This window comes from Arthrobacter sp. TWP1-1, assembly GCF_049897845.1.
In the GTDB taxonomy this organism is placed as follows: Bacteria; Actinomycetota; Actinomycetes; order Actinomycetales; family Micrococcaceae; genus Specibacter.
Map to the genome: position 1 here is coordinate 257,556 of NZ_JAFCXC010000003.1, position 25,333 is coordinate 282,888.

A 25,333-nucleotide genomic window follows, 5' to 3' on the forward strand; every position below is an offset into this window, starting at 1 on the left:
TCCAGGCCGGGTCTCGACTTCCGGTGATCGAGCTTGTCGAGATCCTGAACGGACTAGAGCACGGCCATCGGGAACGCAAAAAGGTCGGGAAGCTTTTCAGCTTCCCGACCTTCAATTTGTGACCCCAGCGGGATTCGAACCCGCGTTACCGCCGTGAGAGGGCAGCGTACTAGGCCGCTATACGATGGGGCCCTAGTTACATTCATTTATTGCTCAACGAACATCAAGAATAATACTCGATCTTCGCTTCGCTCGCCAAATGAAAGGCGGCTTTTGCAAGCGCTGGGATACCAGGACTCGAACCTAGAATGTCGGTACCAGAAACCGATGTGTTGCCAATTACACCATATCCCAATGGCTGCGCATTTCGCCTTGAAATCCGCGGGTTTCCCCGGGCTTTCAGCGGCTCTCGCGCCGGGATAAAACTATACCCGAGAGTTTGCAGAACACCAAAACGAGAATGCCCTTTTTGGGTGCGGTGTGCGTCACACCCACTTTCGGGCAACTCAGCGATTGAACAACAGTTGGGCCAGTCCGCCTAGATCCGCGACGGTCATGACCCCTTCAGCGTCCGACGGCGCTGCCTTGCCTTCCCTGTTCAGCCACACGCCGTGCAGCCCCGCCGAAACGGAACCAACGCCGTCGACCATGTAGTTGTCCCCCACGTACACGGTCTCCCCCGGTGTGGTACCCAGCTGGCGGCAACCCTCGAGGAAGATGGCCGGGTCTGGCTTGGCCACGTTGACGGTATCGATGCCCACCAGCACCTTGATGCGAGCCAGCCCTGCCTGGTCCAGCTTGGCCCGCTGGTAGTCATGGACATTGTTGCTCACGGCGCCGTAGGGAATGCCAGCCTCGTCCAAGGAATCCAGCAACGGCACAGCGTCAGCAAACGCCCGGATGGAACGAGGCTGTGCCAGCTCAAAGTCCTTGATCCACTGCTGCTCGGCTGCGGAATCAAAGGCCACTCCCAACCTGTCAAAAACTACCCGGGCCCGCAGGCCGCGCTGTTGGCCGAAGGTGAATTCGCCAGCCACGTAGCGGTCGTAATACGCATGCGGATCCGCCATATAGAGGGCCGAGAAATCATCCCACTGCGGGGCTGTAAAGTCCGGCAATAGTGCCGAAGAAGCAAACACCATGGCATCCTTCATAGCCGCTACGAGATCTACGAGGGTTTCATCGATATCAAACAAAACACCGCCGACCCGCCCTGCAAAAGGGGCGGAGTCAACGGTGTCTTGTGAAGCGTTGAGCGTCAAGATTTAGCCTTTGAACGCGCGCAGGCGGGTCAGTGAGGATTCCTTGCCCAGAATCACCATGGACTCAAACAACGGCGGTGAAACCTTGCGGCCCGAAAGCGCCGTGCGCACGGGACCGAAGGCGAGGCGGGGCTTGATGCCCAGACCCTCCACGAGGGCACTCTTGAGCGCCGTCTGAATATTCTCGGCGGTCCATTCCTGTTCAGCTTCCAGAGCCACCAATGCGGCATCCAGGACCTCGGTCAGGTTCTCGGGCATGCCCTTGAGCGCATCCTCGGCGACGTCAACGGCGTCGTCCTTCTTGAAAAGGAAGGCAATCATCTCGGGAGCTTCACCCAACAGCGTGATGCGTTCCTGGACGAGCGGGGCAGCCTCGGTGAGGATTTCGTTCTCACGGTCGCTCAGCTCGGAACCTACGAGGCCGGCAGCCTGCAGGTACGGGACCAAGCGGTTGCGGAAATCGGTGGCCTCGAGCATGCGCACGTGGGTTCCGTTGATGGCCTCGGCCTTCTTGATGTCGAAGCGGGCCGGGTTTCCTAGCACGTCGTGGACGTCAAAGTTTTCAACGAGCTGCTCAACAGTGAAAATGTCCTCATCGGCGGAGAGCGACCAGCCCAGCAGGGACAGGTAGTTCAACAGGCCCTCAGGAATGAAGCCACGATCGCGGTGCAGGAAGAGGCTGGACTCGGGATCGCGCTTGGAGAGCTTCTTGTTGCCGGCACCCATGACGTAAGGCAGGTGGCCGAACAACGGCATGTACTCGGCAACGCCAATATCGAACAACGCGTTGTACAGCGCAACCTGGCGCGGGGTGGAGGACAGCAGGTCCTCGCCGCGCAGCACGTGAGTGACGCCCATGAGGGCATCATCAACGGGGTTTACCAGCGTGTACAGCGGCGCACCGTTAGGACGGACAATTGCGTAGTCCGGGACTGATCCTGCCTTAAAGGTGATCTCGCCCCGGACCAAGTCGTTGAACGTGATGTCTTCATCCGGCATGCGCAAGCGCAAAGCAGGCTGGCGACCCTCGGCCTTGAAAGCAGCAATCTGCTCAGGGGTGAGGTCACGATCAAAGTTGTCGTATCCAAGCTTAACGTCACGGCCGGCCGCCTTATGACGATCCTCCACCTCTTCGGGTGTGGAATAGGACTCATATGCGTGGCCACCAGCAACCAGCTTCGCAATGACGTCCGTGTAAATATCCCCGCGCTGCGACTGGCGGTACGGCTCATGCGGGCCACCCGCTTCAACACCCTCATCCCAGGTGATGCCGAGCCACTTCAGGGCATCGAGCAGCTGCAGGTAGCTCTCCTCGCTGTCACGCTTGGCATCAGTATCCTCGATGCGGAAAATCATCTTGCCGCCGGTGTGGCGGGCGTAGGCCCAGTTGAACAGGGCCGTGCGGATCAGCCCGACATGGGGCGTGCCTGTTGGTGACGGGCAAAAACGCACCCGGACAGGAGTTTCAGCGGTGACAGTGGGGATTAGGGCAGCTTTAGTCATGATGAATCTCAGTTTAGCCCCTGCCCAATGTTCCCGCCGCGCGGACGACGCCGGACCCGCTCACCTTTTGCGGCCGGTCACCGAGCGGCCGCGGCGTCCGCAACCCCTTGACGGCGTGGAATCAACGGGAGTAATCTACAACCAAATGGTTGTAGATCAGCTCAGCGAAGACTCCACCGACCGCCTCTTTCAGGCGTTCTCGGATGCCACCCGGCGGGACATAGTCCGCAGGGTCAGCAGTGCACCCTCCTCGGTGTCCGGACTGGCCGCTCTTTACGCCATGAGTTTCGCCGCGGTCCAGAAACATGTGGCCGTACTTGAACGCGCATCCCTGGTCACCAAGGAAAAGCGCGGAAGGGAGCAGGTGGTGCGGGCAAATCGTGAAGGTCTGCAGCGTGCGCGCCAGTTGCTCGATGAGTATGAAGCGATCTGGCGGCAGCGTTCCGACCGGATCGCAGATATTTTGGCAGAAGAAAACGAACAGCTTGGAGATGCATTGCCATGACAGTAACCAACTCCACCAAGACCCCCGAGGTTCTACAGCTGGCCATCACGGCCGAATTTGCCGCCGCCGTCGAACGCGTCTGGCAGATCTGGGCGGATCCACGCCAGCTGGAGCGCTGGTGGGGCCCACCCACCTGGCCGGCCACGTTCGAAGACTATGACTTCCAGCCCGGCGGCATGGCCGCCTACTACATGACCGGCCCGGACGGCACCAAGGGCCGCGGCTGGTGGAAGTTCGTCTCAATTTCCGCCCCGACAGGACTGGAACTCAACGACGGCTTCGCGGACGACAATGGCGACCCCATCACCGAAATGGGCTCCGCCACGATGACTGTGATTCTGGAGGACCTGGAGGACCGCGGCGGCCTCACGCTCATGACGGTCACCACCTCATTTGCGAACGAGGAGCAGATGGAAAAGATGCTGACTATGGGCATGGAAGAAGGAATGCGCGAGGCCATGGGTCAGATCGACGCCATTTTGGCCGAATAGATCTCCCTTTTTGGCACCGCCTGGCGCCGCTTGCGCAATCTTTTTAAGGTCACATTTACGTAACGGTTGACTTAAGGGCCACTCTCTCCTGTATGTTACTCGGCAGTAGCTTAAGTTGTTAGCTACATCACATTCTTCCAACTTTCGTGAGGAACTGCCCATGACCCGCAGCACTTCAGGCGCGCCGTTGCACAGGACCGTCAGAAATCATTACATTGCCCACGCTGTTCTTGGCCTGCTGATTCTTGGGCTGATCGTGTTCTTTGCGCTGACCACAACCAAGATCGCAACCGGCGCCTCACAACTCAACGACGGCACCAAACTCACCTCTGCCGGAGCCAACAAGCTCCAGCAAGGTGCCACCGATTTGGACGAAGGCGCAGCCGCCTTATCCGCGGGCGCAGCCAAAGCAGCCAAGGGCGCCACCGATGCCAGTGTCGGCGCCGGCAAACTCTCTAGCGGAGCATCGACGCTCAGCGAGGGCATTGAGGAAAAGCTGCTCCCAGGACTAGCAGGCGCCAATGACGGCGCCCATGCATTGTCCGCCGGAGCCGCCAAAACGGCCACCGACGTCCGCAACAAGCTCGCTCCCGGCGTCTATTCGGTTGACGACGGCGCCAATCAATTGGCCGCGGGAGGATCGGATCTGTTTACCGGCGCCTCGACCATCGCCGACGGCGTCAAGAACCAGCTCGCCCCGGGCGTATTTGCTGTCAACACCGGCGCACAGGAACTCTTCACCGGATCCAAAGCACTCCAGTCCGGCGCCGCTGCCGTGGCCGACGGCGTAACGACGAAGCTCGCACCCGGCATTGCCGCCGTGGACAAGGGTCTCGGCGAAGCGGAAGTAGGCGCAGGCAAACTTAACGCTGGCGCGCAGCAGTTGAGCGCCGGTGCCGAAAAAGCATCAGCCGGCGCGGCAGCTCTTGGCGCCGGTGCCGCACAGGCAGACGCCGGAGCCCAGCAGCTAAGCATTGGCGCGCAGGGATTGGCGGCCGGAGCTTCTCAGCTCTCGGCGAGCCTCACTGCCTCTTCCACCGGTGTGGAACCACAGAACCTAGCCGATGGCGTGAACCGCTTGGCAGCAGGAGCAACCCAGCTGGCAGGACACGGCTCCTCTGCCGGTACTCCAGCTGAGGGCATGGGGGCCCTGAGCGAGGGAACGGCACAGCTGCTGGCCTACGCCAAGGCCAACCCCTTGACGCCAGTAGGTCTGATGCTGGAACAGCTGGCCGCCTTGGACACGGGCGCCCAGAAGGCAGCGGCGGGAAGCAACGAACTTGCTGGCGGAACCCAGCAGCTTCAGGCCGGCTTTGGCGTGTTGGGCCAGAAGCTCAACAGCACCGATCCCGCACAGCCCGGTCTTGTTGCCGGCGCACAGCAGCTATCGGCAGGTGCCAAGCAACTTGCCGCCGGAACAACGCAAATCTCGGCTGGCCTCAACGGCGTGCCGAACGATCCCGCACAGCCCGGTCTTGTTGCCGGCAACCAACAGCTTGCGGCAGGCGCCGTCGCACTTTCCGACGGAACCAAGCAACTCGTTGACGGTGCCACGGCACTGCACGCGGGAAGTCAGCAGCTAGTGGTTGGCTTCCAGGGTGTACCAAATGATCCTGCTCAGCCTGGCCTGGTCAGCGCTGTGCAGTCATTGGCAGCTGGTTCGACGCAGCTGTCCACCGGCACCGGCAAGCTCTCCGCCGGCACCGAACAAATCGCCGCCGGACTGACCGGAGCCGAGGGCAAGACGGGGCTCATTGACGGCACCGCTGCACTGGCTGCCGGCAGCTCGAAGATCTCAGCGGGCACGGAGAAGCTCTCCGCCGGCACTCAGCTGTTGGTCTTCGGCATGGACGGCACGCCCGGGGATCCAGAACGTCCCGGACTGCTGTACGCAACCAAGACCTTGGAAGATGGCACGGAAAAGCTCGCCACCGGAACGCAGGCCCTCAATGACGGCGTCGCCGGGACACCGGGTCAGGAAGGTTCAGGTCTGTTGGCCGGAAGCAAGGCACTGGCCGATGGAGCCGGAAAACTTGCCGCAGGCAACACGGCACTGGCCGACGGAAATTCCAAAATCGCCGACGGCTCCTCGGCCTTGGCCACGGGAGCCAGCCTCATGGCTGACGGGGCGGACGCACTGGCCGCAGGCAACAGCCAAGTCGCCGATGGCACCTCGGAATTGTATTCCGGTGTTTCGGCAGTAACTCCGGCCGGTGCAGTCAAATCACCGGCACCCATCTTGGCCATCATCGGCGCACTCCTGGTGGCGATCGTCCTGACGATCATGCTCCGCCGTCGGGCTTCAATACGGCGGGACTAGTTTCACCAGCAAGACACGAAAAAGGGACGGCGTTCGCGCTTTCAGCCACAGGTACACCTCTGGCCGAAAGCGCGAACGCCGTCCTTTAGTGGGTCAGCTAAACAGCTCGTTCTTGGGTTCGTTGTTCTTCACGAACTGCCACCCAAACCACAAGATCACGGCAAAGACCGGGACGGTGCACAGTGTCCACAGGCCAAGCAGGAAGACGCTGCCATCCGGGGCCGTCATGGTGTCAAAACCAATCAGCACCGTGATGATGAACAGGGCAATCAGGCCAACCCAGCTGGTCCAGGGAGAGCCCGGCATGGGCAGCGAGGAGACCTTGCCCTTTTTATTCCGCAGCATGATCTGGCTGGCGAAGATCGATCCCCAGGTGAAGATCACACCGATCGAGGCGGTGTTCAACGCTAGATCGAAGGCGTGCGAGCCGCCGAGCCAAATGTTGGCGAGCACGCCCACCACATACACTCCCGCGATGCTCAAGATCGCCGTGTACGGCACATGGCGCGAGGACATCTTTGTCAGCCAGCGCGGTGCGTGGCCGTTGTTGGCCATGGTGCGGAAGATCCGGCCAATCGAGTACAGGCCCGAGTTGCACGAGGACAGTGCCGCCGTGATCACCACAAAGTTCATGACCGAGCCCACCCAGTCCAGCCCCATTGCGGAGAAGACGGTGACGAACGGGCTCTCGCCTGACTTGTACTGATCCGACGGCATGATCATGGCCAGCAGTGTCACCGAACCAACGTAGAAGACCACAATTCGAAGTACGACGGCGCGAATCGCCTTGGGTACCTCACGCTCGGGATTCTTCATCTCGCCGGCGGTGATACCCACCAGTTCAATGGCGTTGTAGGCAAAGATCACGGCGTTCAGAACCAGGATCATCACCAAGCCACCCTTGGGGAACATACCGCCTTGTTCGTGGAACAGGTTGCCAACACTGGCATGCCCGCCGCCAACGGAGGCGTTGGTGATGACCATGTACGCGCCCACGGCAAGGAAGATCAAGATGGCGCCGACCTTGAGGCAGGAGGCCCAGAACTCAAACTCACCGAAAGCCTTCACGCTGAGCAGGTTCACCGCCACCAGCAAGATCAAGGCACAGAAGGCGCTCACTTCAACGGGAACGCCTGGGAAGAAGTATTGGAAGTACAGGCCGATGGCGATGAGCTCGGCCACACCTGTCATGGCCCAGTTAATGAAGTACATCCAGCCGGAAAGGAACGCGCCTTTCTTGCCGAAGAGTTCACCAGCATAAGAAACGAACGATCCAGAGGTCTGGCGGTACATGATGAGCTCACCCAGTGCCCGCATCAGCAGGTAGGCAATGACGCCGGCGATGGCGTAGGAGAAGATGAGTGCCGGTCCGGTTGACGCGAGTCGGCCACCGGCGCCCATGAACAAGCCAACACCAATGGCTCCGCCCATCGCGATCATGGTGACCTGGCGACGATTGAGCGTCTTTTGGTATCCCTCGGCGGTGAGATTATCTGAGCTGGCAAGCGTTGTTGCTGTGTCAGTTGCTTCAGTTGTCACGCAAGATCCTTTAATCGGGGGTCGCCCCACTTGCAAATGTCTAAAATTCGCACTTTTGCCACAAAAACAGTCTCAAAGGGCTTACCAAGCGTACTACGACGAAATATGTGCGTGATGCCAATCACAGCCCAAATTTTCCGCACATTGTCTGGGATTTCAGAAAATGTGCGGGGCTGGACGCCTTCTTCCGCATGTTTCCGCGCCGGGCGGACAAGTCATAAATTCGGCGAAAAACTTTGTCGAAACCGCGAGTATCGGGCACATAGCTCCAACATCACGCGGCTCAGTGATGGGCGTCGCGAAAAAGCAGCGCGGCCTGGACCCTGTTGTCCAGCTCCAGCTTCGCGAGGATTCTCGAGACATGCGTCTTCACGGTGGCCTCGCTCAGGAACAGCAGCTGCGCCACGCCATCGTTGCTCATACCCCGAGCCACAGCATCCAATACCTCTGCCTCGCGCGCCGTCAGCAGCTCCAATCTGGCCACCGCCACCTTCGATTTTGAGGCGACCGCCCGCTCCCGCGTCCTCTCTATCAGACGCCGGGTCACGGTCGGAGCCAACATACCCTCCCCCGCAGCCACAGCCCGGATGGCATGGAACAAGCGGTCCGGATCCGTGTCCTTGAGCAGAAAACCTGCAGCCCCGGCTTCCAGTGCTGCAAAAACATAATCGTCCACATCAAACGTTGTCAGCACCAGTATCTGCGGCGGCCTTGCCAGGGCTCGCAGCTGAGCCGTGGCTGTAATCCCGTCGCCTCCGGGCATCCGCACATCCATAAGGACGACGTCGGAGCGTTGCGTTTGCGCGCACCTCACCGCCTGCGGACCGTTGGCAGCTTCACCCACCACCTCCATGTCCGTGCGGGAGTTGACCATCTTCACCAAGGCCGCGCGGACCAGTTGCTCATCGTCCACGACAATGACCCGGATCTTCTCCATCAACTGGCTGCCTCGATATCTTGCTGCTCTGCCAGCGAAGTGAAGGGGATGCGCGCCTTGAGTTCAAACCCTGACGCTCTTTGACCGTGTTCCAGGCTTCCGCCGAGAAGATGAACGCGTTCGGCCAGCCCAATGAGACCAAGTCCAGCTCCCGGAGCAGCTTCGCCGGGAGCACTGGGACCGTTCACAACGGTGACGCCGAGTTCGTGTTTGGCACGCGACGTTTCGGCACTCTGCCGTTCGGCGCCGACCCGTTCCAGGCTGACGGTGGCCTTAGCCTCGGGAGCATGGCGGGCCACATTCGTAATCCCTTCCTGAACCACACGGAATGCGGCCCTGCTCACCGCATCCGGAATGCCGTCAGCCAACCCTGACTGAGGCGCATAAACCACAGCCACTCCGGCCCGGCGCCACTCATCCACCAAGGCGGGGATATCCGCCATGCCGGACGGCGCCGTCGGGCCTTGCGCAGTTTCCTCCTCATGAAGAACTCCAAGCACCTCACGCAATTCACCCAGTGCGGCATGTGCCGTTTCACGGATCACCCTGGCAGCATTGGCCGTGTCAGCGTCCGGAGCATCAACCTGCAACGCCGCAGCCTGAACCGCCACGAGCGACATCCGATGGGCCAAAGTATCGTGCATTTCGCGGGCAATCCGGTGCCGCTCAGCCAACTTGCTGCGTTCTGTTTCGGCGGCGCGTTCCGTCTCGGCCAGCTCGGCCCGATCCCGAAGCGAGAGCAGGCGCGCTTCAAGGCCTCTGGCCCGTTGCCCTCGGTAGGCACCCCAAGCGGCAATGGCTGCGAGCAGGGCCACGGCAAGCAACGAGCCTTCCCAACCGAGCGGCTCTATGCCCACGAGAGCTTCGGCACCAATACACAGGGCAATTAGCGCGGCGACCCACCAGTCCAAGCGGCGTTTGGCCAGAAGGTAGAACGCCACCAGGAACGCAATGCCGCTGAACGAAAGTGCGCCAAGAACGGCGGCCGCCGCGGCCACCGTTTTGGGAAACTTGTTGCGCCAGATAAGCGCAACGGCACCCAAGACAGCAAGAACTGGTGGCCCTGCGTAGCGGATGAATTCGGGGGCGGTGGGGTCAGTAGGCACGGTCCCGATGTACAGGCTGAAGCCAAGGTTCATGATTGAGAGCAGGAAATCAGCCGCCGCCACCACAACAACGAGTACTACTGTGCGCCAATGACTGCTGATCGGCAAAGTTTTTATGTTCATGCTTCGAGCCTAAATATCCCCCCGGTGCAGCCACATCCAACTAAAGTTGTCACTTCTGCACAGCCCTCCCCCGGCCCAACTCTCATCTAACGTAAAACTGCTGTGCCGCCGTCTGGGCCCACGCCCGCAGGGTTCCCTGACTGAGGAACAACGCTAGGGAACGGGTGGGGACTGACGACGGCGGCACCCGGGCCGCTCTTCGGATTGGGCCCACGGCCACGAGGGCCCCGGAACGAGCTTGCGAGTTCTGGGAGCGGCTGGGGATTAGCGGCGGACGACCGGGTTGGAGAGACGGCCGATGCCCTCGATTTCGACGTCGTAACGATCGCCTTCGGTGAGCAGGTCAACGCCGGCGGGCGTGCCGGTCATGATGACGTCGCCCGGCAGCAGGGTGAACGCGTGCGAGACGAGAGAGACGAGTTCGCGGACGCTGCGGACCATCTGGTTGGTGTTGCCATCCTGGCGAAGTTCGCCGTTGAGCCAGCCCTTGATGTCGAGGTCATCGGGGTCAAGATCGGTTTCGATCCACGGGCCCAGCGGCGCTGCGGTGTCAAAGCCCTTGGCGCGGGCCCACTGGCCGTCGCTGGCCTGGACGTCGCGGGCTGTGAGGTCGTTGCCGCAGGTGTAGCCGAAGACGACCTCGTCGACACGGGACTCGGGAACGTCCTTGCAGATGCGGCCAATAACCACACACAGCTCTGCTTCGTAGGAGACTTCCTCGGAGAACTCGGGCAAGATGATCGGCTCGTTGGGACCGACCACGGAGGTGTTGGGCTTGAGGAACAGCAACGGGCTTTCCGGAACCTCGTTACCCAATTCACGGGCATGATCTGCGAAGTTACGGCCAACGCCGATCACCTTGCTGCGCGGGATGATGGGAGCGACGAGGCGCACATCTACCAGCGCGTGCTTGATGCTGGTCCGTTCTACTCCGTTGAAGAAGGGGTCACCCTTGATAACAGTGACAAATTCACTGCCGGGGGCTCCTTCCACAATGCCGTACATGGGGTCATTATCTACAACAAATCGGGCTATACGCATGGGAATCAGTGTATCGGCTCCGTCGCGGTTGGCGAGCCTCGAAGCCACCATCCGCCGCGGAGAAGCAATCACTCCGGCGGCTCGCCCACCAACCCCAGCCGGAACCTAGCCGGAATTCCCACCGCCTCCAGGTCCGCCTCCATGGATTCGATCATGGACTCCGGGGTGACACCGGGTCCCTGGCGGGATGCCCACCCTGGCACGGACGTCCCCGGCGTGAAATCGTAGGTATTGACGCTGAACTCCGCGAAGTAGAAAGAATCGCTGCCTTCATGGACCTGACCGCTGGTCTGGGTGTCGTCGAACCAACTCTGGTGGCCGGTGTCGCTGAGTTCGAAGGCCAACCAGCCTCCCAAACAGTGCGCCACCTGGTAATTCTCCTTGTGGGCCGCAAGGTCCTTCACGATCCAGTCCTCGGAGCCTCCTACGGTTGTCATCTGTGCGATGCTGCACGCCGGGCTTCTGTTCGGGTCATCCGCCGGTGGGAAGGAGATTGCGGGGGCTGCGTCGGGGCTGGCCGGCGGCCCACCCACTAGCGCCGGTCGATGGATCGGCATGACGTTCAGTTCCTCCAGCACCACTCTGTCCATTTCTACTGCCTTTTCCTCCATCGTGCCGTCGAGGGGTTCTAAGGCCGCCCAGCCAGAGAGCGCCACCTCTGGGTCGTAGACGTAGCCATCGACGTTGAACCGAGCAATGTAGATAGTCCCGAAGGCGCCCTCCCCTTCCCCTTGAGCCAGAAGCCGCTGGTAGCCGGTGTCCGTCAGTTCAAATGCCAGCATGTAGTCGGTGCAGCCGAGCACGTTGAAGTCGCCTGAGTAAGTTTCCATGTTGCGCGGTATCTGACCGGCCACCCCTCTGGTCAAGACGTTGCGGAACAGGCAGGCCGCTCCGGTTGTCGGGTCGGTGGGAGGATGGCCCGACGTCGCGCTTGGCGAAGGTGTTGGGGAAGGCTGCGGTGTGACTGTCGGGGTGGGTTCCGCCGTCGAACTTGGCGAGGGCAGGAGCGTTGGAGCGGCAGGCTGCGGCTTCAACATGCCCTGGGCCAGGACACCAAAGATGCCTGCCGCAGCGATGAGGACCACGGCGGCTACTGCGAGGGCCATGGCCCGTGTCTTGGCGAATACCGGTGTACGTGCGCGGGAGGTGCCGGCGGAATCCCGGTGTCCGGTGCGGGCATCGGATTCCTCCGCGAGAACCAGCCCCGGTGGCAGCCCAGGCGTCATGCTCACAGACTCGTCGGGAACAGGATTGATGCTTCGAAGCATCGATTCGATGGGGTCCATCTCAGTCCTTCCCTGTCGGGCGTAACTGCTGAGGCAGCGCCTTTTCAAATGATTTGCGGGCCCGGTGCAGCCGGACCCTTGCGGTGGCTTCCTTGCAGGAAAGGACCTGGGCGACCTCCGCCAAGGTCAGCTCTTCCCAATACATCAATTGCAGGATCTCCCGGTCCTTTTCCCGCAGCCGCCCCAATGCTGCCGCGATGGTGCCCCGTGCGCCGTCGTCATCGCCGCCCTGGCACTTGACCGCCTCACTGTCTCTGAGCCGGTCCTGCAGTTGCACGGTGCGGGCCCGGCTCCGGTACTCGTTGCCGATCAGGTTCCGGGCCACATTCAGCAGCCAGCCGATGGAGGGATCAGGATCGCTCTCCCTCTTTTGCCACGCGATGCGGAATACATCTGCGGCGATTTCCTCCGCCGTTTGGTCGGAGGAAATCCGGCGCCTGACATAGCCGAGCACGCGCGGTTTGAACGCCTCATGCAAAGCTAGAAAGCTGTCCTGCCGTGTCAGTGTCACCGGATCCCTCCATCCGTAGTCCTGGTTCAAAAGCCCGATTGCCCTTGTTCAGCAGATCGTACTGGTGCCCCACGCTTCGCGGAACAGGCTGGTCGAATTCTTGATGTGCCACGACACCTCCACGCAGGTGCTGCCGGGCGCGTATGTCTGCAAGGTCGCGGCGCTGTCGCCGGCATCGACAGTAGTGTCAAAGAACCAGCTGCCCTCCGCCTTGGCGTGCATGAAGACCGTGTAGGTGTAGCCGGTCGTGAACCCGTAAACGTTGACCCAGTTTGTGCCGCACTTCGGCGAGTAAACCAGCTGCGCCTTTCCCTGCACCTCGTTGTACACGGGGTTAAGCATGTCCCAAGACTTCACCACATAGGCGCCGACGTTGCAGCCGGTCTCAGTGGGGTCGGTGCCGTTGAGCGGGTGCTGGGCAGGGGCTGCTTGCGCCCCCACGGTCTGCGTCAGCATCATGCCGCCTGCCAAAACAAGTGCCGCTACTGCTTTTCGCTTCCACATGATTTTTCCTCCTGTTGCTCAGTTTTATGACTTCGCACGGTCAAAAGGCCGCCATACACAGGTAGTTTCCGAATTGGTGACTCACGTTACATTTTTGTGAAAAGAATTTCCATGGCGCCGTGGGCGCATGAGGTTGGCGTCCGCCGTCGGGCTTAAACAAATCCGCGCCCGTCCACGCCTTTCGCGCAGCTACGAACATGTGCGAAGGGGGGACGAGCGCGGATCTCGACAAACTCGATCGGCGACTGCCAAGAATTACGCCAGGCGTGTCAGCAAATCAGGCTGCGGCCACTGCCTTCACCGTTGCCTGTTGCAATGTCCTGCACACTCCAGTCCACAGTCACACACGTGTCGCCGGGCGCGTAGGTCTGGAGCGTGGCAGCACTGCCGCCGCCGCCAGCGGAAGCGTCGAATCCACCGCCGTTGTAGTTGTTGGAGATGACGACGGAATAGTTATTGCCCGCGGTAAACCCGTAGACGTTGACCCAGTTGGTGCCACACGACGGTGAGTAAACCAGCTGGGCCAGGCCCTGAACCTCGCCATAGACAACGTTGAAGATGTCCCACGCCTTGACCACGTAGGCGCCGACGTTGCAGCCCGTGGTGAGCGGGTCGGTACCTTCGAGTGGGTGCTGCGCCGGGGCCGCCTGCGCCCCCGCGGTCTGCGCCAGCACCATTCCACCTGCCAATACAAGTCCCGCTACTGCTTTTCGCTTCCACATGATTGATCCTCCTGCTGCTCAGTTTGATAACTTCGCACGGTCAAAAGGCCGCTATGCAGGGGTAGTTTCCGGATTGGTGACATACGTTACAGTTTTCTGAAACTAATTTCCGTGGCGACCACAGCGGCTGGTGAGCGATCCGCCGTCGTACTTAAACAAATCCGCGCACGTCCCCGCCTTTCGCGCACCTACGGACAGGTGCGAAAAGGGGGAACGTGCGCGGATCTCGACAAGCTCGATCAGCGGCTAACAATCTCGATCAGCGGCTGCCGAGAAGTTACGCCAGGCGGGTCAGCCAGCCGTGCAGATCCTCGACCACGCCGGTCTGGATGCCCACGAGCTGCTCGCGGATAGCGTTCGTGACCTCGCCGATGCCGTCGGCGGGCGAGCCGATGGTGCCCTCGGCCGTCTTGAGCTCGCCGATCGGGGTGATGACAGCGGCGGTGCCACAGGCGAAGACCTCGGTGATGTCTCCGGCGGCAACGCCTTCACGCCATTCATCGATCGTGATCTTGCGTTCCTGAACCTGCATTCCGCGATCGGCCGCGAGCTGCATGACCGAGGAGCGGGTGATGCCGTGCAGGATGTGGCCGTTGAGTTCGGGGGTGACCAGCGTTCCGTCCTTGAAGACGAAGAAGATGTTCATGCCGCCGAGCTCTTCAACCGCGTTGTCGTTGTGCGGGTCAAGGAACAGGACCTGCTTGCAACCGTTGGCTTCGGCTTCCATCTGAGCCGCGAGCGATGCAGCATAGTTGCCGCCGCACTTGGCCTCACCGGTTCCGCCTTCGCCGGCGCGGGCAAAGGTGGTGGTGAGCCAGATGGAAACGGGCTTGAGCTCGCCACCGAAGTAGTTGCCGGCGGGCGAGGCGATGACACGGTAGGACACCTCGCGGGCCGGGCGGACACCCAAGAACGCCTCCGTGGCAATCATGAACGGGCGCAGGTACAGGGCGTCGCCGTCGTTGGTGGGGACCCAATCCTGGTCGATGGAAACGAGCTGGCGCAGTGATTCCAGGAACGTCTCGACTGGAAGTTCGGGCAGGGCCAAGCGGCGTGCCGAAGCATTCAGGCGGGCGGCGTTGGCATCGGCCCGGAACGTCCAGATGGAACCGTCCGCGTGGCGGTAAGCCTTCATGCCCTCGAAGATTTCCTGGCCATAGTGCAGAACCGCGGCGGCCGGGTCCATGAGGATGGGGCCGTACGGCTCAATGCGAGCGTTCTGCCATCCGCCGTCACCGTTCGCATCGACCTTGAAGTCCACGACGGCCGTGTGATCCGTGAAGTAATCGCCAAAGCCCGGGTTGGCCAAAATGGCGTCCCGCTCGGTGACGGACGTCGGGTTCTCGTTCAGCGTCTGCGAAAAGCTCAGCTCATTGGCGATCTGGGTCATGCTTCCTCCACATTTGTATGCCCTGTTGAGTGTCGGAACGGCCACGAAATTGATCGGCCCCGTCGCGCACTCATTATCAATACACTCAAGCCTACTCCCGCCGCCGCCCAGCCAATCGCCGGGCTGGCGGGCCGCGGCGCCAGAGTGTCCTCTATTGATGTGCGACGCCGTTAAAGCGCCGCCGCGATTGCGTCACCGACGGCGCTGGTCGCCCGAGGTGACGCGGCGTCACGGGTGGAAATATCGGCGGCAACGGCCGCCTCGATCTTCCCAGCGGCATCGCTGTGGCCCAGGTGGTTCAGCAACAGCGCGGCCGAAAGGATGGCCGCCGTCGGATCTGCTTTTTGCTGGCCGGCAATGTCCGGAGCCGAGCCGTGGACCGGCTCAAACATGGACGGCGCGGTACGGTCCATGTTGATGTTGCCAGAGGCGGCCAGGCCGATGCCTCCGGTAACAGCCGCAGCCAGGTCGGTGACAATGTCGCCAAAGAGGTTGTCAGTGACGATGACATCGAAGCGTGCCGGGTCCGTGACGAGGAAGATCATGGCCGCATCCACGTGCAGGTAGTCAACGCTGACGTCCGGGAATTCGGCGGCTACGGCCTCGACCGTGCGCTTCCAGAGGTGGCCCGCATAGACCAGCACGTTGTGCTTGTGAACGTAGGTGAGCTTTTTGCGGGGGCGTTCGCTGGCACGGCGGAAACCGTCACGCACCACGCGCTCAACGCCGTAGGCGGTGTTTACAGAAACCTCCGTGGCGATCTCCTGCGGAGTGCCCTTGCGCAGCACGCCACCGTTGCCAACATATGGCCCCTCGGTGCCTTCGCGGACCACAATGAAATCGATGGTGCCGGGGTTCGCCAGGGGTGAGGCAACGCCGTCGTACAGGAACGAGGGCCGCAGGTTCACATAGTGATCAAGGGCGAAACGCAGCTTGAGGAGCATTTCGCGCTCGATCAGACCGGACGGGATGGAGGTGTCCCCGGGTGCCGCGCCAACAGCGCCAAAGAGGATGGCATCGTGGCCGCGCAGGGCCTCGATGGTGGCGTCCGGGAGCGTCTCGCCGGTGGCCAACCAGTGCTCGGCGCCAAGCTTGTAATCGGTCAGCTTCAGCCCGAGGCCCTCGGAGGCTGAAACCTTCTTCAGGACCTTGACGGCCTCTGCGGTGACCTCGGGGCCAATGCCGTCCCCGGCAATGACAGCAATGTCCATGACGGCGATGTCTACAACAGCTGTGTTATTCGATGCACTCATGAATTCAGCCTAACGAAACCATCCACATGATGGGCAAAGCATCTCATATTATGAGATCACGCCTTGATGGACGCGTAACCCTCCAATGCTGTCCGGCGGCTCTCCTGCAGGTCGACGACGGGATCCGGATACAGCGGCGTCAAAAGCTCCGGAACCCAGCGGGCAACGTATTTCCCCGAGGGATCGAATTTCTTGGCCTGGGTGAGCGGATTGAAGATGCGGAAGTAGGGTGCGGCGTCAGCCCCGGACCCGGCAACCCACTGCCAGTTCGCCGGATTGGAGGCGGCGTCGGCATCAACCAACGTGTCCCAAAACCACTGCTCACCTATCCTCCAGTCGAAGCCAAGATTCTTGATCAGAAAACTGGCTGCGACCATGCGCACCCGGTTGTGCATGACGCCGGTATGCCAAAGTTCGCGTTGCCCCGCATCAACCAACGGAATTCCGGTTCTCCCCTGCTGCCAGGCCGACAGGTGCTCGGCGGCCAAGGCGTCCTGGCCGGCTGTTCGCCACGGGAAGTTGTCGAACTGCCCACGCAGATTGGCTGTGGCCAGATCCGGGTGGTGATAGAGCTGGTGCCAGCAAAATTCTCGCCAACCGAGTTCCGAGGCAAAGATGGCAGGACCGGGTGATCCGGCGAGCTCGTTACTGTGGCGCTTGGCTGCGAGCGCGGCCCACACTTGGAAGGGGCTTAGCTGTCCCCATCGCAGATAGGGCGAGAGCCGGCTGGTGCCTGAGCGATCGGGCCGGTCGCGTTCCTCGGAGTACTCCCCCACTGGACCTTCGAGGAAATCGGCCAGCAACTCGTGCCCTGCAGCAGCCGTGGGGCGCCAGCTTTCACGCAGTCCGCCGGCCCAGTCGGGTTCGACGGGCAGCAGGGCCCACCTTTCCAGAATGTCGCCGTCGGGCAGCTTGCCGGTAAAACCGCGACCGGCGGCGGGACGCTCCATCGGTGCCCGGAAATCGTGGGCGGAGACTGAGCGCCAGAAGGGCGTAAAGACTTGGTAGGGATTGCCGGCGCCGGTGGTGACGGTCCAGGGTTCGTGCAGAAGGCTGGCTTGGAAACTTTCCGCATGAACGGCGTTCTCGAGGGCACGGGATTTCACGGCCGCGTCGACCTCCCGCTCCGGTCCCCCATAGCGGCGGTTCCAATAGATTGCATCTGCCCCCAGCGCGGTGATGAGTTCCTCTGCTGCTTGCGCCCCGGGCCCGCGGCGCAGGATCAGCGGGATACCCAGTTCCTGCAAGTCACTGCGCAGGTCTTCCAACGCATGATGCAGCCACCATCTAGCGGCGCCACCTAGGGGGCGGATCCCTTGAGATTGCTCGTCGAGAACGTAGAGGGCCACGACCGCACCGTCAGCGGCGGCAGCGAGGAGGGCAGGATTGTCGGCCACGCGCAGGTCGTCGCGAAACCAGATAATGGAAGCATTCATGAGGTGACCTTTCATTGGAGCGAGTGAATCAGTGTGGACCGTGAGCTGTGCAGAAACCAGACGTATGTCAAGGTATCCTCTGCATGACCAGCCAAATCAAGGTCATCGTCACTAGGAATCCAGTCAAATAGTTCAGCCACAAGAAGCGCTTCCATCCTGTGTTGGCTCGGGCCGAGGTTGTGTCAGTGAGCCTGAGGAAGGGCGCCGCATTGGCCACATATGGCAAGACCAACAAACCAGCCAACGGGACTGAAGTCCAGAGCATCAAAACTCCCGCAACGAGGTAAGCGCTCAACGCAATCCAGACGGTTAACCGAGCTCCCAGGACTGTGCCGATCGAGCCGATTCCTGCTTCACGATCCGGCACAATATCCTGAACGGCCCCAAAGGCATGGCTAGCTACGCCCCAAATGAAGAACGCAAGTAGCACCGACCACATGCCTATCGAAAAGTGGGCCTGAGCCAACACGAGTCCATAGAGCGCCGGGGACACAAAATGGGTGCTGGACGTCAAGGAGTCAAGGAAGGGGCGCTCCTTGAGGCGCAAATGTGGGGCGCTGTAGGCGATAACGGCAAACAACGATGCAGCCAAGACACCATTCGCCAGTAGACCTCCCTGAGTCGCAAGCACAGTTACGAAGGGGACCACGGAGAGCACTGAGGCCCACAGGACAAATCGGTGATGGCGGCGATCTAGGACGGCCCCCTCCACTCCGCCCTTGCGGGCGTTGAGCAGGTCCGATTCGTAATCGAAGACGTCATTGATGCCGTACATCAAGAGGTTGTAGGGAATCAGGAAGAAAAATGTTCCCACCACAAAAACCCAGTCAATTCTCTGCGTGGCCAGGAAGTATGCTGCCGCGAAGGGATAGGCCGTATTCACCCAGGACACCGGGCGGGAAGTTATGAACAGATTTTTCATTGGGTCTCTTTCCGGGTGAACATCGTCCAGAAGCCGGTCAGCAGCAGCGCCCCACCCACGGGATAAGCGAAGTCCTCGATCGGGGCAAGTCCTAGTCGAAGCCCATTGAGGGTATGCCCTCCGTAGTCAAAAAGTCCCGAGGCAATCATGACGTTGTCGAAGATGACCGTCAGCACCACTAGAACCAGGATCGAAACCGATGCGGCTATCACCACGTTGTACGGTTTTCTGCTGCGCCAGAGGCCGGCGGCAAAGATAAGCGCGGCAAGTACAAGGAAGATGGCGTTGAGCTGGGCAAAATTCACAGCTTCCACCCCTTTGGTTTCCGTCCCCGTCTGCGGTCTTGACGCAGGAAGCGTTCTACACCGGTGAAGAGAATCATGGTTTGGTAGCACAGGAACAACAGGAAGAACCCTTCCTCCAAGGGAAGTTGAGGTCCAAGCATGATCCCCGTCATGAGCTCTGAATCCCGGTGCAGGAAGATGCCAGCCTGGATGGCCGCCACGTCCCAGGTCAAGAAGAATGCCATGCCAAGAACCAGAACCAACGCGGCTGCCAACGGACGGCCAAAAAGGAAAAGTTTCCACCGTGCATCGAGCAGAACCATACAGCCAAGCAAGAGCAGCAGAATAGTCAGATAAATCATGGCGCATCCACCGCGGACGTGCGATTGCTGGGATCCATACTCTCACTGAGGAATTCCGGTTCGGGCAAGGGTCCAGGACTGCTGTCACCGCGCACCAGTTTAAGAACGATCTCGGCGCTGATCATGCACATGGGCACACCAATACCAGGACGGACCGAGCTTCCTGCATAGTAGAGCCCACCAACCTTCGAGTTCGAATTTCCCGGGCGAAGGAATGCGCTCTGGGGCAGGGTATGAGCTAAGCCCAAAGCGCTTCCCTGCCACGCATTAAAATTGTCTTGAAAATCGGCGGGGCCATAGCTGCGCCGTACCACAATGCGTTCTGCGAGGTCGGGGGTATTGGTCCACGCCGCCACCTGGGCGATAGCCGCGTCGGCGACCTTTTCAACCTGCGGCGACCCTGCGCCGTCGTACCCGCCCTTCCCCCACCGCGTCAGGGCAGGTGCGGGAATCAGCACGAAGAGATTCTCGCTCCCCTCCGGTGCCACGGTGGAATCAGTGGCACTGGGCTTGCAAACATACAAAGACGTGGTGCTGTCCAGCGTCCGGCCATCGGTAATCCGGGCGAAATTGTCCTGCCAGTCCTCGGTGAACAAAAGATTGTGGTGCGCCAAGTCGGGCAGCGTGCCCTTGACGCCCAAGCAGACGAGAACGGCGCTAATGCCAGGATCCGCTTCGGCCCAAGCCTTGGCACTGTGCATGCGCAACCGCTCGGGAAGCAGTGCCGTCTCTACGTGGTGCAGATCGGCAGCACCCACCACCAAACTGGCAGGAATGTTGTGTTGTTCGCCGTTGGAGTCACGCCATGCGACACCCTCACAGCGGTCCCGCCTGTCCGAAGACTCAGTGAGTATCTGGGTTGCCGTGGCGCCGGTGATGATTTCCACACCAGCTCGCCGCGCCACGCGTTCCATGGCATCGACGACTGCGGCAAACCCACCTTGCGGATACAGGACCCCGTCCTGCAGGTCCAGATGGCTCATGAGGTGGTAGATCGAAGGGGCCTTGTAGGGACTGGTACCTAGGAAGACGGCGGGGTAGCCCAGGATCTTTTGCTGGAGGGGATGCGTGAAACGTGCCGCCACAAAACTGTCTAGATTCCGGGTCAGAAGGGCAGCCAACCGCGGGGCATGACGGAGCACCGCAGGATTGAGGAAGCCGCGTAGGGTAACAAACGGATCATAGAGGAAGTGTTTCTTCGCGAGGTCATAGGCCATCTTCGCTGAATCCAAGTACCGGCCTAGTTGCTGTCCCGAACCTTGTTGCAGCGACTCAAAAAGTGCGACGGCGTCGCCACGGCCGGTGCGGACCTCGGTGACATTGTGGGCTGCGCCGTTACCCCACAACCTGTAAGCAGGGTCGAGAGGGGTCAGTTTCAGTTCTGTTGCGGTGCTGGTTCCCATGAGTTTGAACCAGTGGTCGATCACCTCGGGCATGAGGTACCAGCTGGGACCGGTGTCAAAAGTGAAGCCATGGCGTTCCCACCGGCCTGCGCGGCCTCCCACTTGCGGCTCCTTTTCCAAGATGGTGACGGTGTTCCCATCTTGGGCTAGTAATGCAGCCGTGGCCAAGCCTGATATTCCACCACCAATGACGACGCAGGATTGACCCATGGACCGGTTCTCCTCCGATCTGGGCCCCCGCCTCGACGTCCGGAACGTTGTTCCGTTTCTGCTCAACTTTTTACTCATCGGAGAACTTCCCTCGGCAGTGCGTTGCCTCCGGCACTAGCTCCTGTGAAGACCTTCAAGGCGATGTAGGCCTTGTGCCAGCCGGGAACTCGCACTCGCCCCTGCACCAGTTCCTGGGCAGGAACTCGTTCGATTCTTTCAACGAGTGCAAGAAACAGATCATGGGCAAGCCGCACCGCGCGTCGAGCAGCCGGGGCCAGATAGACCATTCCTGCGCGGGCGGCAGAAAGGTCCTGACGAATTTCATCGAGAAGTTCCCGTTTATGCATTTCGTTGAAGGCCGCCGGGTCAAGTCCAGGGAAATAATATCGTCCAAGATCAGCGCTGTCGGCACCAAGATCCCGGAGAAAGTTCACCTTTTGAAAGGCAGCACCCAAGCTGCGAGCAGAATGGGCTAGTTCCGCATCATGGCCTGCTTTGGCGCCTTTCATGACCTTGAATACTTGTAGGCACATCAGCCCCACCACCTCTGCTGAGCCATAAATGTACTCAGTCAGTGTTTCCGGCGAATGTAGGGTTTTGTGCACGTCAGTTCGCATCGACTCAAAAAATGGTTTGGTCAGCTTCGTGTCAATCCCGGTTGCGCGGGCAGTCAGGGCGAAGGCGTGGACCACCATGTTAGTGCTGTACCCACATTCCATGCCCCGCTCCGTCTCCTGTTCCAAATTATCGAGCTGCCAGCAGACTGCGTCCGCGTCGAGCCCGGCAGCAGCAGCAGCCCCATCAACCACCTCATCGGCTACCCGAACCAGAGCATAGATATTTTCGACGTGTCGACGCTCTTTGGCTCCTAGAATCCAGCAAGCGAGCCCGAATGACGTCGAATAGCTCCCTATGACTACGCCAGCACTTCGAGTGGCGGTGTCAGAGTAGTGGCCCAGCGGGTCGATTCCCATGGTCAGCTCCTCCTCATCAGTACGTAATCGCAAATGTCGGAAAGTTCGGCGTATAGCAATGCCGGCAGGGCCAGATCCTGGGCTCTGTCCAGTGCGTCGGAAACAAGCGATTGTGCTAGCCCTACCGCAAATTTTTCGGCCCCCAAATTGCGCAGGACATCCCGGACGGCATCTGCGTCCACACGTCCACCACGAAACGATTCCACAACGGCTGTGAATTCCTCTGCCTCCGCGGCGAAGGTCGTCAAAATGGTCCGCTTGCCTTCCCTCAGGTCCGAATCGATGGATTTCCCGGTCTCAGCTGCGTCACCGAACGTTCCCAATACATCGTCGATGATCTGGTAGGCAGTGCCAATGTCGCGCCCGACTGCCGCCAGCGCGTCAGCGGTCTCTAGTGTTTGCCCGGCCAACAAAGCCCCAGCGCGCAACGGCATTTCAAAGGAGTACACGGCCGTTTTTAGCCGTTCCATCTTCAGGACCTCGGGTAACTGAGCGTTGGTGTCTCCGAGAGAGAACAACAGATCATCAAGTTCACCGGCAGCCGCAGCAAAAATTGCCTCATGCATGGTTTCAAGGATCGTAACGTTGTGGCGATGGCCCATCGATGCCGACGTGGCCAAACGCAGAGCACCTGTCAGCAGCAGATCGCCAGCAATTATGGACGCAGAAAAACCGGCGTGTTCGGCATCGGCAAGATTTCGTCCGAGAGTCGAGGCCATGTCACGGTATCCGGCACCAATCGTTGCAGCGCCCCGACGGATGAAGTCCCTGTCAATAACGTCGTCGTGCACCAGAAGGGCAGCGTGGAGGATCTCGAAGGCTGCCGCCATCTCCCCACACGCCCTCGTGTCACCTCCACCAAAGGCCGAGTACGTGATGTACACCAATCGGGGCCGCATCCACTTGCCACCCTTAGTGGTTCGGGCCATTTTGGCCCACAAATCGCTAAAAGCCGCCGAGTAATTGCGGGCGCGTTTCTCTTGGCCCTGAAAGTACTCATCGAGGGTTAGCTGAACCTGATCCCTTAACGCTTCCCAGTCCGGATCAGCCTCGCAGAGCAAGCAGCCGCCCCCCGCACCGGCAGGCCCAGTCCGGTGCCTGCAATTGTTCTCAGTCAGATATTCCGATTGAAGGGGGTTGTGGCTTTGCTTGGTTGACGTCATCGCATCTCACCTTTCAACGTTGCTGGGTTCCGTTGGACCTCCCGGCCCAGGGTTGGAGTTCTGCAGTGCCGTGATACGGCTATTCATGGAGCCAACCACGGCGCCAAGGAAGTCGACTATCGCTGCCTGTTCAGCGTCGTCATAGCCGCGGACTTTTTCATCCACCTCCAGAATCATCGGCATAAGTTTCTCCATGGCCTCGCGAACAGAGTCTTCGCTAGGGCTAATGAGCCAACGCCGCCTGTCGGTTGGATGAGGGGCTCGCTGGACATGCCCCTTGCGTACCAAGCGGTCAATCACGGTTGTGGTGGCCGCCGGGGTCAGGTGCAGCAACTTCGCCAATTCGCCAGGCGACATGGTGCGTTGCTTCATGAGGTGCTGCATGGCCTGAAAGTCAGTTTCATTGATATCCATCTCGCGGCGCATGATGAATTCCATTTCCTCGTTGAGCACAAGAACCTGCCGCACGAGAACCGAGGCCTGGTGCATCTTGCCCCTCTGGGGGACTTCGTGACGATCGCTCATCCGTCTCTCCATGGATTGATAATAAGAAAATCTAACTACATAATGGTGGAACAAATAGATTTTGTCGAGCGGAAGGTTAGGAACATGACCAGGATTGCCGTTGCAGGAGCTACCGGATACATTGGCGGGCGGCTCATTCCCTTGCTGCTGGAGGCGGGACATGAGGTCACGGTCCTGAGCCGTCACCGAGACAAACTCCGGGATGTTCCGTGGAGCGAGCACGTCACCATCATCGAAGGTTCGATGGAGGATGTTCAGACAGCGCATGAGCTGTGCACCGGGGCCGAGGTTGTCTACTATCTGATCCATTCCATGTCCGGAGGGCAAAAGGCGATGGCAGACTTCGAGACAGTTGAACGTCTGTGCGCCCTCAATTTGGGTCAAGCGGCCCGGGAGGAAGGCGTCCAACGCCTGGTGTATCTATCCGGTCTCCATCCCGAAGGCGAACTCAGCCGTCATCTGGCCTCGCGCACGGAGGTCGGCGCGATTCTTATGGCATCGGGGACTCCTACGGTGGTGCTGCAGGCCGGTCTGGTGATTGGCTCCGGCTCGGCCAGCTTTGAAATGATCCGACATCTCACAGACATTCTTCCCGTGATGCCAGCCCCCAAATGGGTCATGAATAAAATTCAGCCCATCGCCATTAGAGACGATCTGCACTACCTCGTTGGTAGCATTACGCTTCCACCAGAGCTCAACCGAACCTTCGATATTGGCGGACCGGAGGTCCTGCGCTATGCCGACATGATGCGTAGCTATGCCGAAGCGGCGGGATTTCGGCGCCCAACAATCATCCCGCTCCCCGTATTGACGCCGTGGCTTGCGGCCCAATGGGTCAATCTGGTCACGCCCGTTCCCAGAAGCTTGGCCGTACCACTGGTTGAATCGCTGCAGCATTCATGTGTGGCCGCCGAAAAGGACATTGCTGCCTACATTCCGGACCCCGTCGGCGGACTAACAAGCTACAAGCGTGCGGTGGAACTTGCCCTGAAAAAGATCGAGGCTGACGCGGTTGAAACCACCTGGGCAGGCGCCCACGCGCTCAGTGCACCGGCAGAACCCCTGCCTAGCGACCCCGATTGGGCCGGATTGACCGTCTTCACGGATGAACGCAGTAAGAGTACTGATGTTCCCGCCAGCCAGGTCTGGGATGTTGTTGAAGGAATTGGGGGCCAAAACGGCTACTACTCGTTGCCATTCGCATGGAGTGTTCGTGGCTGGATGGATAAGCTGGCCGGCGGCGCTGGCCTGGCCCGGGGACGGCGCAGCCCCAACCGCCTACAGCTCAACGACACCGTGGACTGGTGGCGAGTGGAATCCTTAGAGCGCGGCCATCTGCTCCGCCTGCGGGCAGAGATGATAGTGCCAGGTAGGGCCTGGCTTGAGTTTGAGGTGACTCCAGACGCGGCCGGAGTCGGCAGCGTATTTCGTCAACGGGCGATCTTTTTCCCGCGCGGACTCTGGGGCCGCTTGTACTGGCTGGCGGTTTTGCCGTTCCACGGGATTATTTTCAAAAGCATGGCCAGCCGGATCACGGCCGCTGCTGGCGGCCGCCGCTAGT

General features: G+C 60.4%; 24 protein-coding genes and 2 tRNA genes. 4 read left to right on the forward strand and 22 right to left on the reverse strand.

Annotated elements, in window-relative coordinates:
* Positions 1-119: 119 nt before the first annotated feature.
* The 4 genes from ACP7B9_RS07615 to gltX all read right to left on the reverse strand — a co-directional run bounded on the left by ACP7B9_RS07615 (position 120) and on the right by gltX (position 2,765).
* Positions 120-192, reverse strand: a tRNA-Glu gene (locus tag ACP7B9_RS07615).
* 90 nt (positions 193-282) lie between these two features.
* Positions 283-354 (reverse strand) — tRNA-Gln (locus ACP7B9_RS07620).
* 152 nt (positions 355-506) lie between these two features.
* A complete protein-coding gene (locus ACP7B9_RS07625; protein WP_425862198.1) occupies positions 507-1,262 on the reverse strand; it encodes an HAD family hydrolase in 756 nt (251 codons plus the stop codon).
* A 3-nt stretch (positions 1,263-1,265) separates the two neighbouring features.
* On the reverse strand, positions 1,266-2,765 hold the full coding sequence (gltX, locus tag ACP7B9_RS07630) for a glutamate--tRNA ligase (RefSeq protein WP_425862199.1): 1,500 nt from the start codon (positions 2,763-2,765) through the stop codon (positions 1,266-1,268).
* 145 nt (positions 2,766-2,910) lie between these two features.
* On the opposite strand from gltX, the gene ACP7B9_RS07635 reads away from it, so the two are divergent.
* The 3 genes from ACP7B9_RS07635 (at position 2,911) to ACP7B9_RS07645 (ending at position 6,081) form a co-directional block, all read left to right on the forward strand.
* The gene (locus ACP7B9_RS07635) at positions 2,911-3,270 is read left to right on the forward strand and encodes an ArsR/SmtB family transcription factor (RefSeq protein ID WP_425862570.1); all 360 of its coding nucleotides are present in this window, start codon (positions 2,911-2,913) and stop codon (positions 3,268-3,270) included.
* Entirely contained in the window at positions 3,267-3,761 is a 495-nt protein-coding gene (locus ACP7B9_RS07640; RefSeq protein ID WP_425862209.1) for an SRPBCC family protein, read from the forward strand. The genes ACP7B9_RS07635 and ACP7B9_RS07640 overlap by 4 nt, the downstream gene beginning before the upstream one ends.
* 160 nt (positions 3,762-3,921) lie before the next feature.
* The gene (locus ACP7B9_RS07645; protein WP_425862211.1) at positions 3,922-6,081 is read left to right on the forward strand and encodes a hypothetical protein; all 2,160 of its coding nucleotides are present in this window, start codon (positions 3,922-3,924) and stop codon (positions 6,079-6,081) included.
* 93 nt (positions 6,082-6,174) lie between these two features.
* Here ACP7B9_RS07645 and ACP7B9_RS07650 read toward each other — a convergent pair whose 3' ends face one another.
* From ACP7B9_RS07650 to ACP7B9_RS07735, 18 genes are all read right to left on the reverse strand, one after another.
* Positions 6,175-7,620, reverse strand: a complete 1,446-nt coding sequence (locus tag ACP7B9_RS07650) for an amino acid permease (protein WP_425862213.1) — start codon at positions 7,618-7,620, stop codon at positions 6,175-6,177.
* 283 nt (positions 7,621-7,903) lie between these two features.
* Positions 7,904-8,557 carry a response regulator gene (locus ACP7B9_RS07655; protein ID WP_425862215.1) on the reverse strand — a complete coding sequence of 218 codons (654 nt, stop codon included), beginning with the start codon at positions 8,555-8,557 and terminating at the stop codon, positions 7,904-7,906.
* On the reverse strand, positions 8,557-9,786 hold the full coding sequence (locus ACP7B9_RS07660) for a sensor histidine kinase (RefSeq protein ID WP_425862217.1): 1,230 nt from the start codon (positions 9,784-9,786) through the stop codon (positions 8,557-8,559). The genes ACP7B9_RS07655 and ACP7B9_RS07660 overlap by 1 nt, the downstream gene beginning before the upstream one ends.
* Positions 9,787-10,050: 264 nt before the next feature.
* Complete coding sequence (locus ACP7B9_RS07665; protein ID WP_425862218.1) at positions 10,051-10,827, reverse strand: fumarylacetoacetate hydrolase family protein; 777 nt, start codon at positions 10,825-10,827, stop codon at positions 10,051-10,053.
* 68 nt (positions 10,828-10,895) lie between these two features.
* On the reverse strand, positions 10,896-12,113 hold the full coding sequence (locus tag ACP7B9_RS07670) for a hypothetical protein (RefSeq protein ID WP_425862220.1): 1,218 nt from the start codon (positions 12,111-12,113) through the stop codon (positions 10,896-10,898).
* Position 12,114: 1 nt separating this feature from the next.
* Positions 12,115-12,624 (reverse strand): RNA polymerase sigma factor, encoded by a 510-nt coding sequence (locus ACP7B9_RS07675; RefSeq protein WP_425862222.1) that lies wholly within the window; start codon positions 12,622-12,624, stop codon positions 12,115-12,117.
* Positions 12,625-12,672: 48 nt separating this feature from the next.
* Positions 12,673-13,128 carry a DUF2690 domain-containing protein gene (locus ACP7B9_RS07680; RefSeq protein WP_425862224.1) on the reverse strand — a complete coding sequence of 152 codons (456 nt, stop codon included), beginning with the start codon at positions 13,126-13,128 and terminating at the stop codon, positions 12,673-12,675.
* A gap of 269 nt (positions 13,129-13,397) precedes the next feature.
* Positions 13,398-13,850 carry a hypothetical protein gene (locus ACP7B9_RS07685; RefSeq protein WP_425862226.1) on the reverse strand — a complete coding sequence of 151 codons (453 nt, stop codon included), beginning with the start codon at positions 13,848-13,850 and terminating at the stop codon, positions 13,398-13,400.
* A gap of 277 nt (positions 13,851-14,127) precedes the next feature.
* Positions 14,128-15,240: a branched-chain amino acid aminotransferase gene (locus tag ACP7B9_RS07690; RefSeq protein WP_425862228.1), complete on the reverse strand. Its 1,113-nt coding sequence runs from the start codon at positions 15,238-15,240 to the stop codon at positions 14,128-14,130.
* Positions 15,241-15,410: 170 nt separating this feature from the next.
* A complete protein-coding gene (locus ACP7B9_RS07695) occupies positions 15,411-16,493 on the reverse strand; it encodes a 3-isopropylmalate dehydrogenase (RefSeq protein ID WP_425862229.1) in 1,083 nt (360 codons plus the stop codon).
* A gap of 56 nt (positions 16,494-16,549) precedes the next feature.
* Positions 16,550-17,929 (reverse strand): cryptochrome/photolyase family protein, encoded by a 1,380-nt coding sequence (locus ACP7B9_RS07700; protein ID WP_425862231.1) that lies wholly within the window; start codon positions 17,927-17,929, stop codon positions 16,550-16,552.
* Positions 17,930-17,996: 67 nt separating this feature from the next.
* On the reverse strand, positions 17,997-18,851 hold the full coding sequence (locus ACP7B9_RS07705; RefSeq protein WP_425862233.1) for a prenyltransferase: 855 nt from the start codon (positions 18,849-18,851) through the stop codon (positions 17,997-17,999).
* Positions 18,848-19,156 carry a lycopene cyclase domain-containing protein gene (locus ACP7B9_RS07710; protein ID WP_425862234.1) on the reverse strand — a complete coding sequence of 103 codons (309 nt, stop codon included), beginning with the start codon at positions 19,154-19,156 and terminating at the stop codon, positions 18,848-18,850. Before ACP7B9_RS07710 ends, ACP7B9_RS07705 begins: the two co-directional genes overlap by 4 nt.
* Positions 19,153-19,497 (reverse strand): lycopene cyclase domain-containing protein, encoded by a 345-nt coding sequence (locus ACP7B9_RS07715; RefSeq protein ID WP_425862236.1) that lies wholly within the window; start codon positions 19,495-19,497, stop codon positions 19,153-19,155. The genes ACP7B9_RS07710 and ACP7B9_RS07715 overlap by 4 nt, the downstream gene beginning before the upstream one ends.
* Positions 19,494-21,110: a phytoene desaturase family protein gene (gene crtI, locus ACP7B9_RS07720; RefSeq protein WP_425862238.1), complete on the reverse strand. Its 1,617-nt coding sequence runs from the start codon at positions 21,108-21,110 to the stop codon at positions 19,494-19,496. Before crtI ends, ACP7B9_RS07715 begins: the two co-directional genes overlap by 4 nt.
* Before the next feature lie 74 nt (positions 21,111-21,184).
* The gene (locus ACP7B9_RS07725) at positions 21,185-22,084 is read right to left on the reverse strand and encodes a phytoene/squalene synthase family protein (protein ID WP_425862240.1); all 900 of its coding nucleotides are present in this window, start codon (positions 22,082-22,084) and stop codon (positions 21,185-21,187) included.
* 2 nt (positions 22,085-22,086) lie between these two features.
* Positions 22,087-23,145 (reverse strand): polyprenyl synthetase family protein, encoded by a 1,059-nt coding sequence (locus ACP7B9_RS07730; RefSeq protein WP_425862242.1) that lies wholly within the window; start codon positions 23,143-23,145, stop codon positions 22,087-22,089.
* Positions 23,146-23,253: 108 nt separating this feature from the next.
* Positions 23,254-23,772, reverse strand: coding sequence for a MarR family winged helix-turn-helix transcriptional regulator (locus tag ACP7B9_RS07735; protein WP_425862244.1), 519 nt, complete (start codon positions 23,770-23,772; stop codon positions 23,254-23,256).
* An 84-nt stretch (positions 23,773-23,856) separates the two neighbouring features.
* Between ACP7B9_RS07735 and ACP7B9_RS07740 the strand changes: the two genes are divergently transcribed.
* Positions 23,857-25,332: an SDR family oxidoreductase gene (locus ACP7B9_RS07740; RefSeq protein ID WP_425862246.1), complete on the forward strand. Its 1,476-nt coding sequence runs from the start codon at positions 23,857-23,859 to the stop codon at positions 25,330-25,332.
* The last annotated feature ends 1 nt before the right edge of the window (position 25,333 follow it).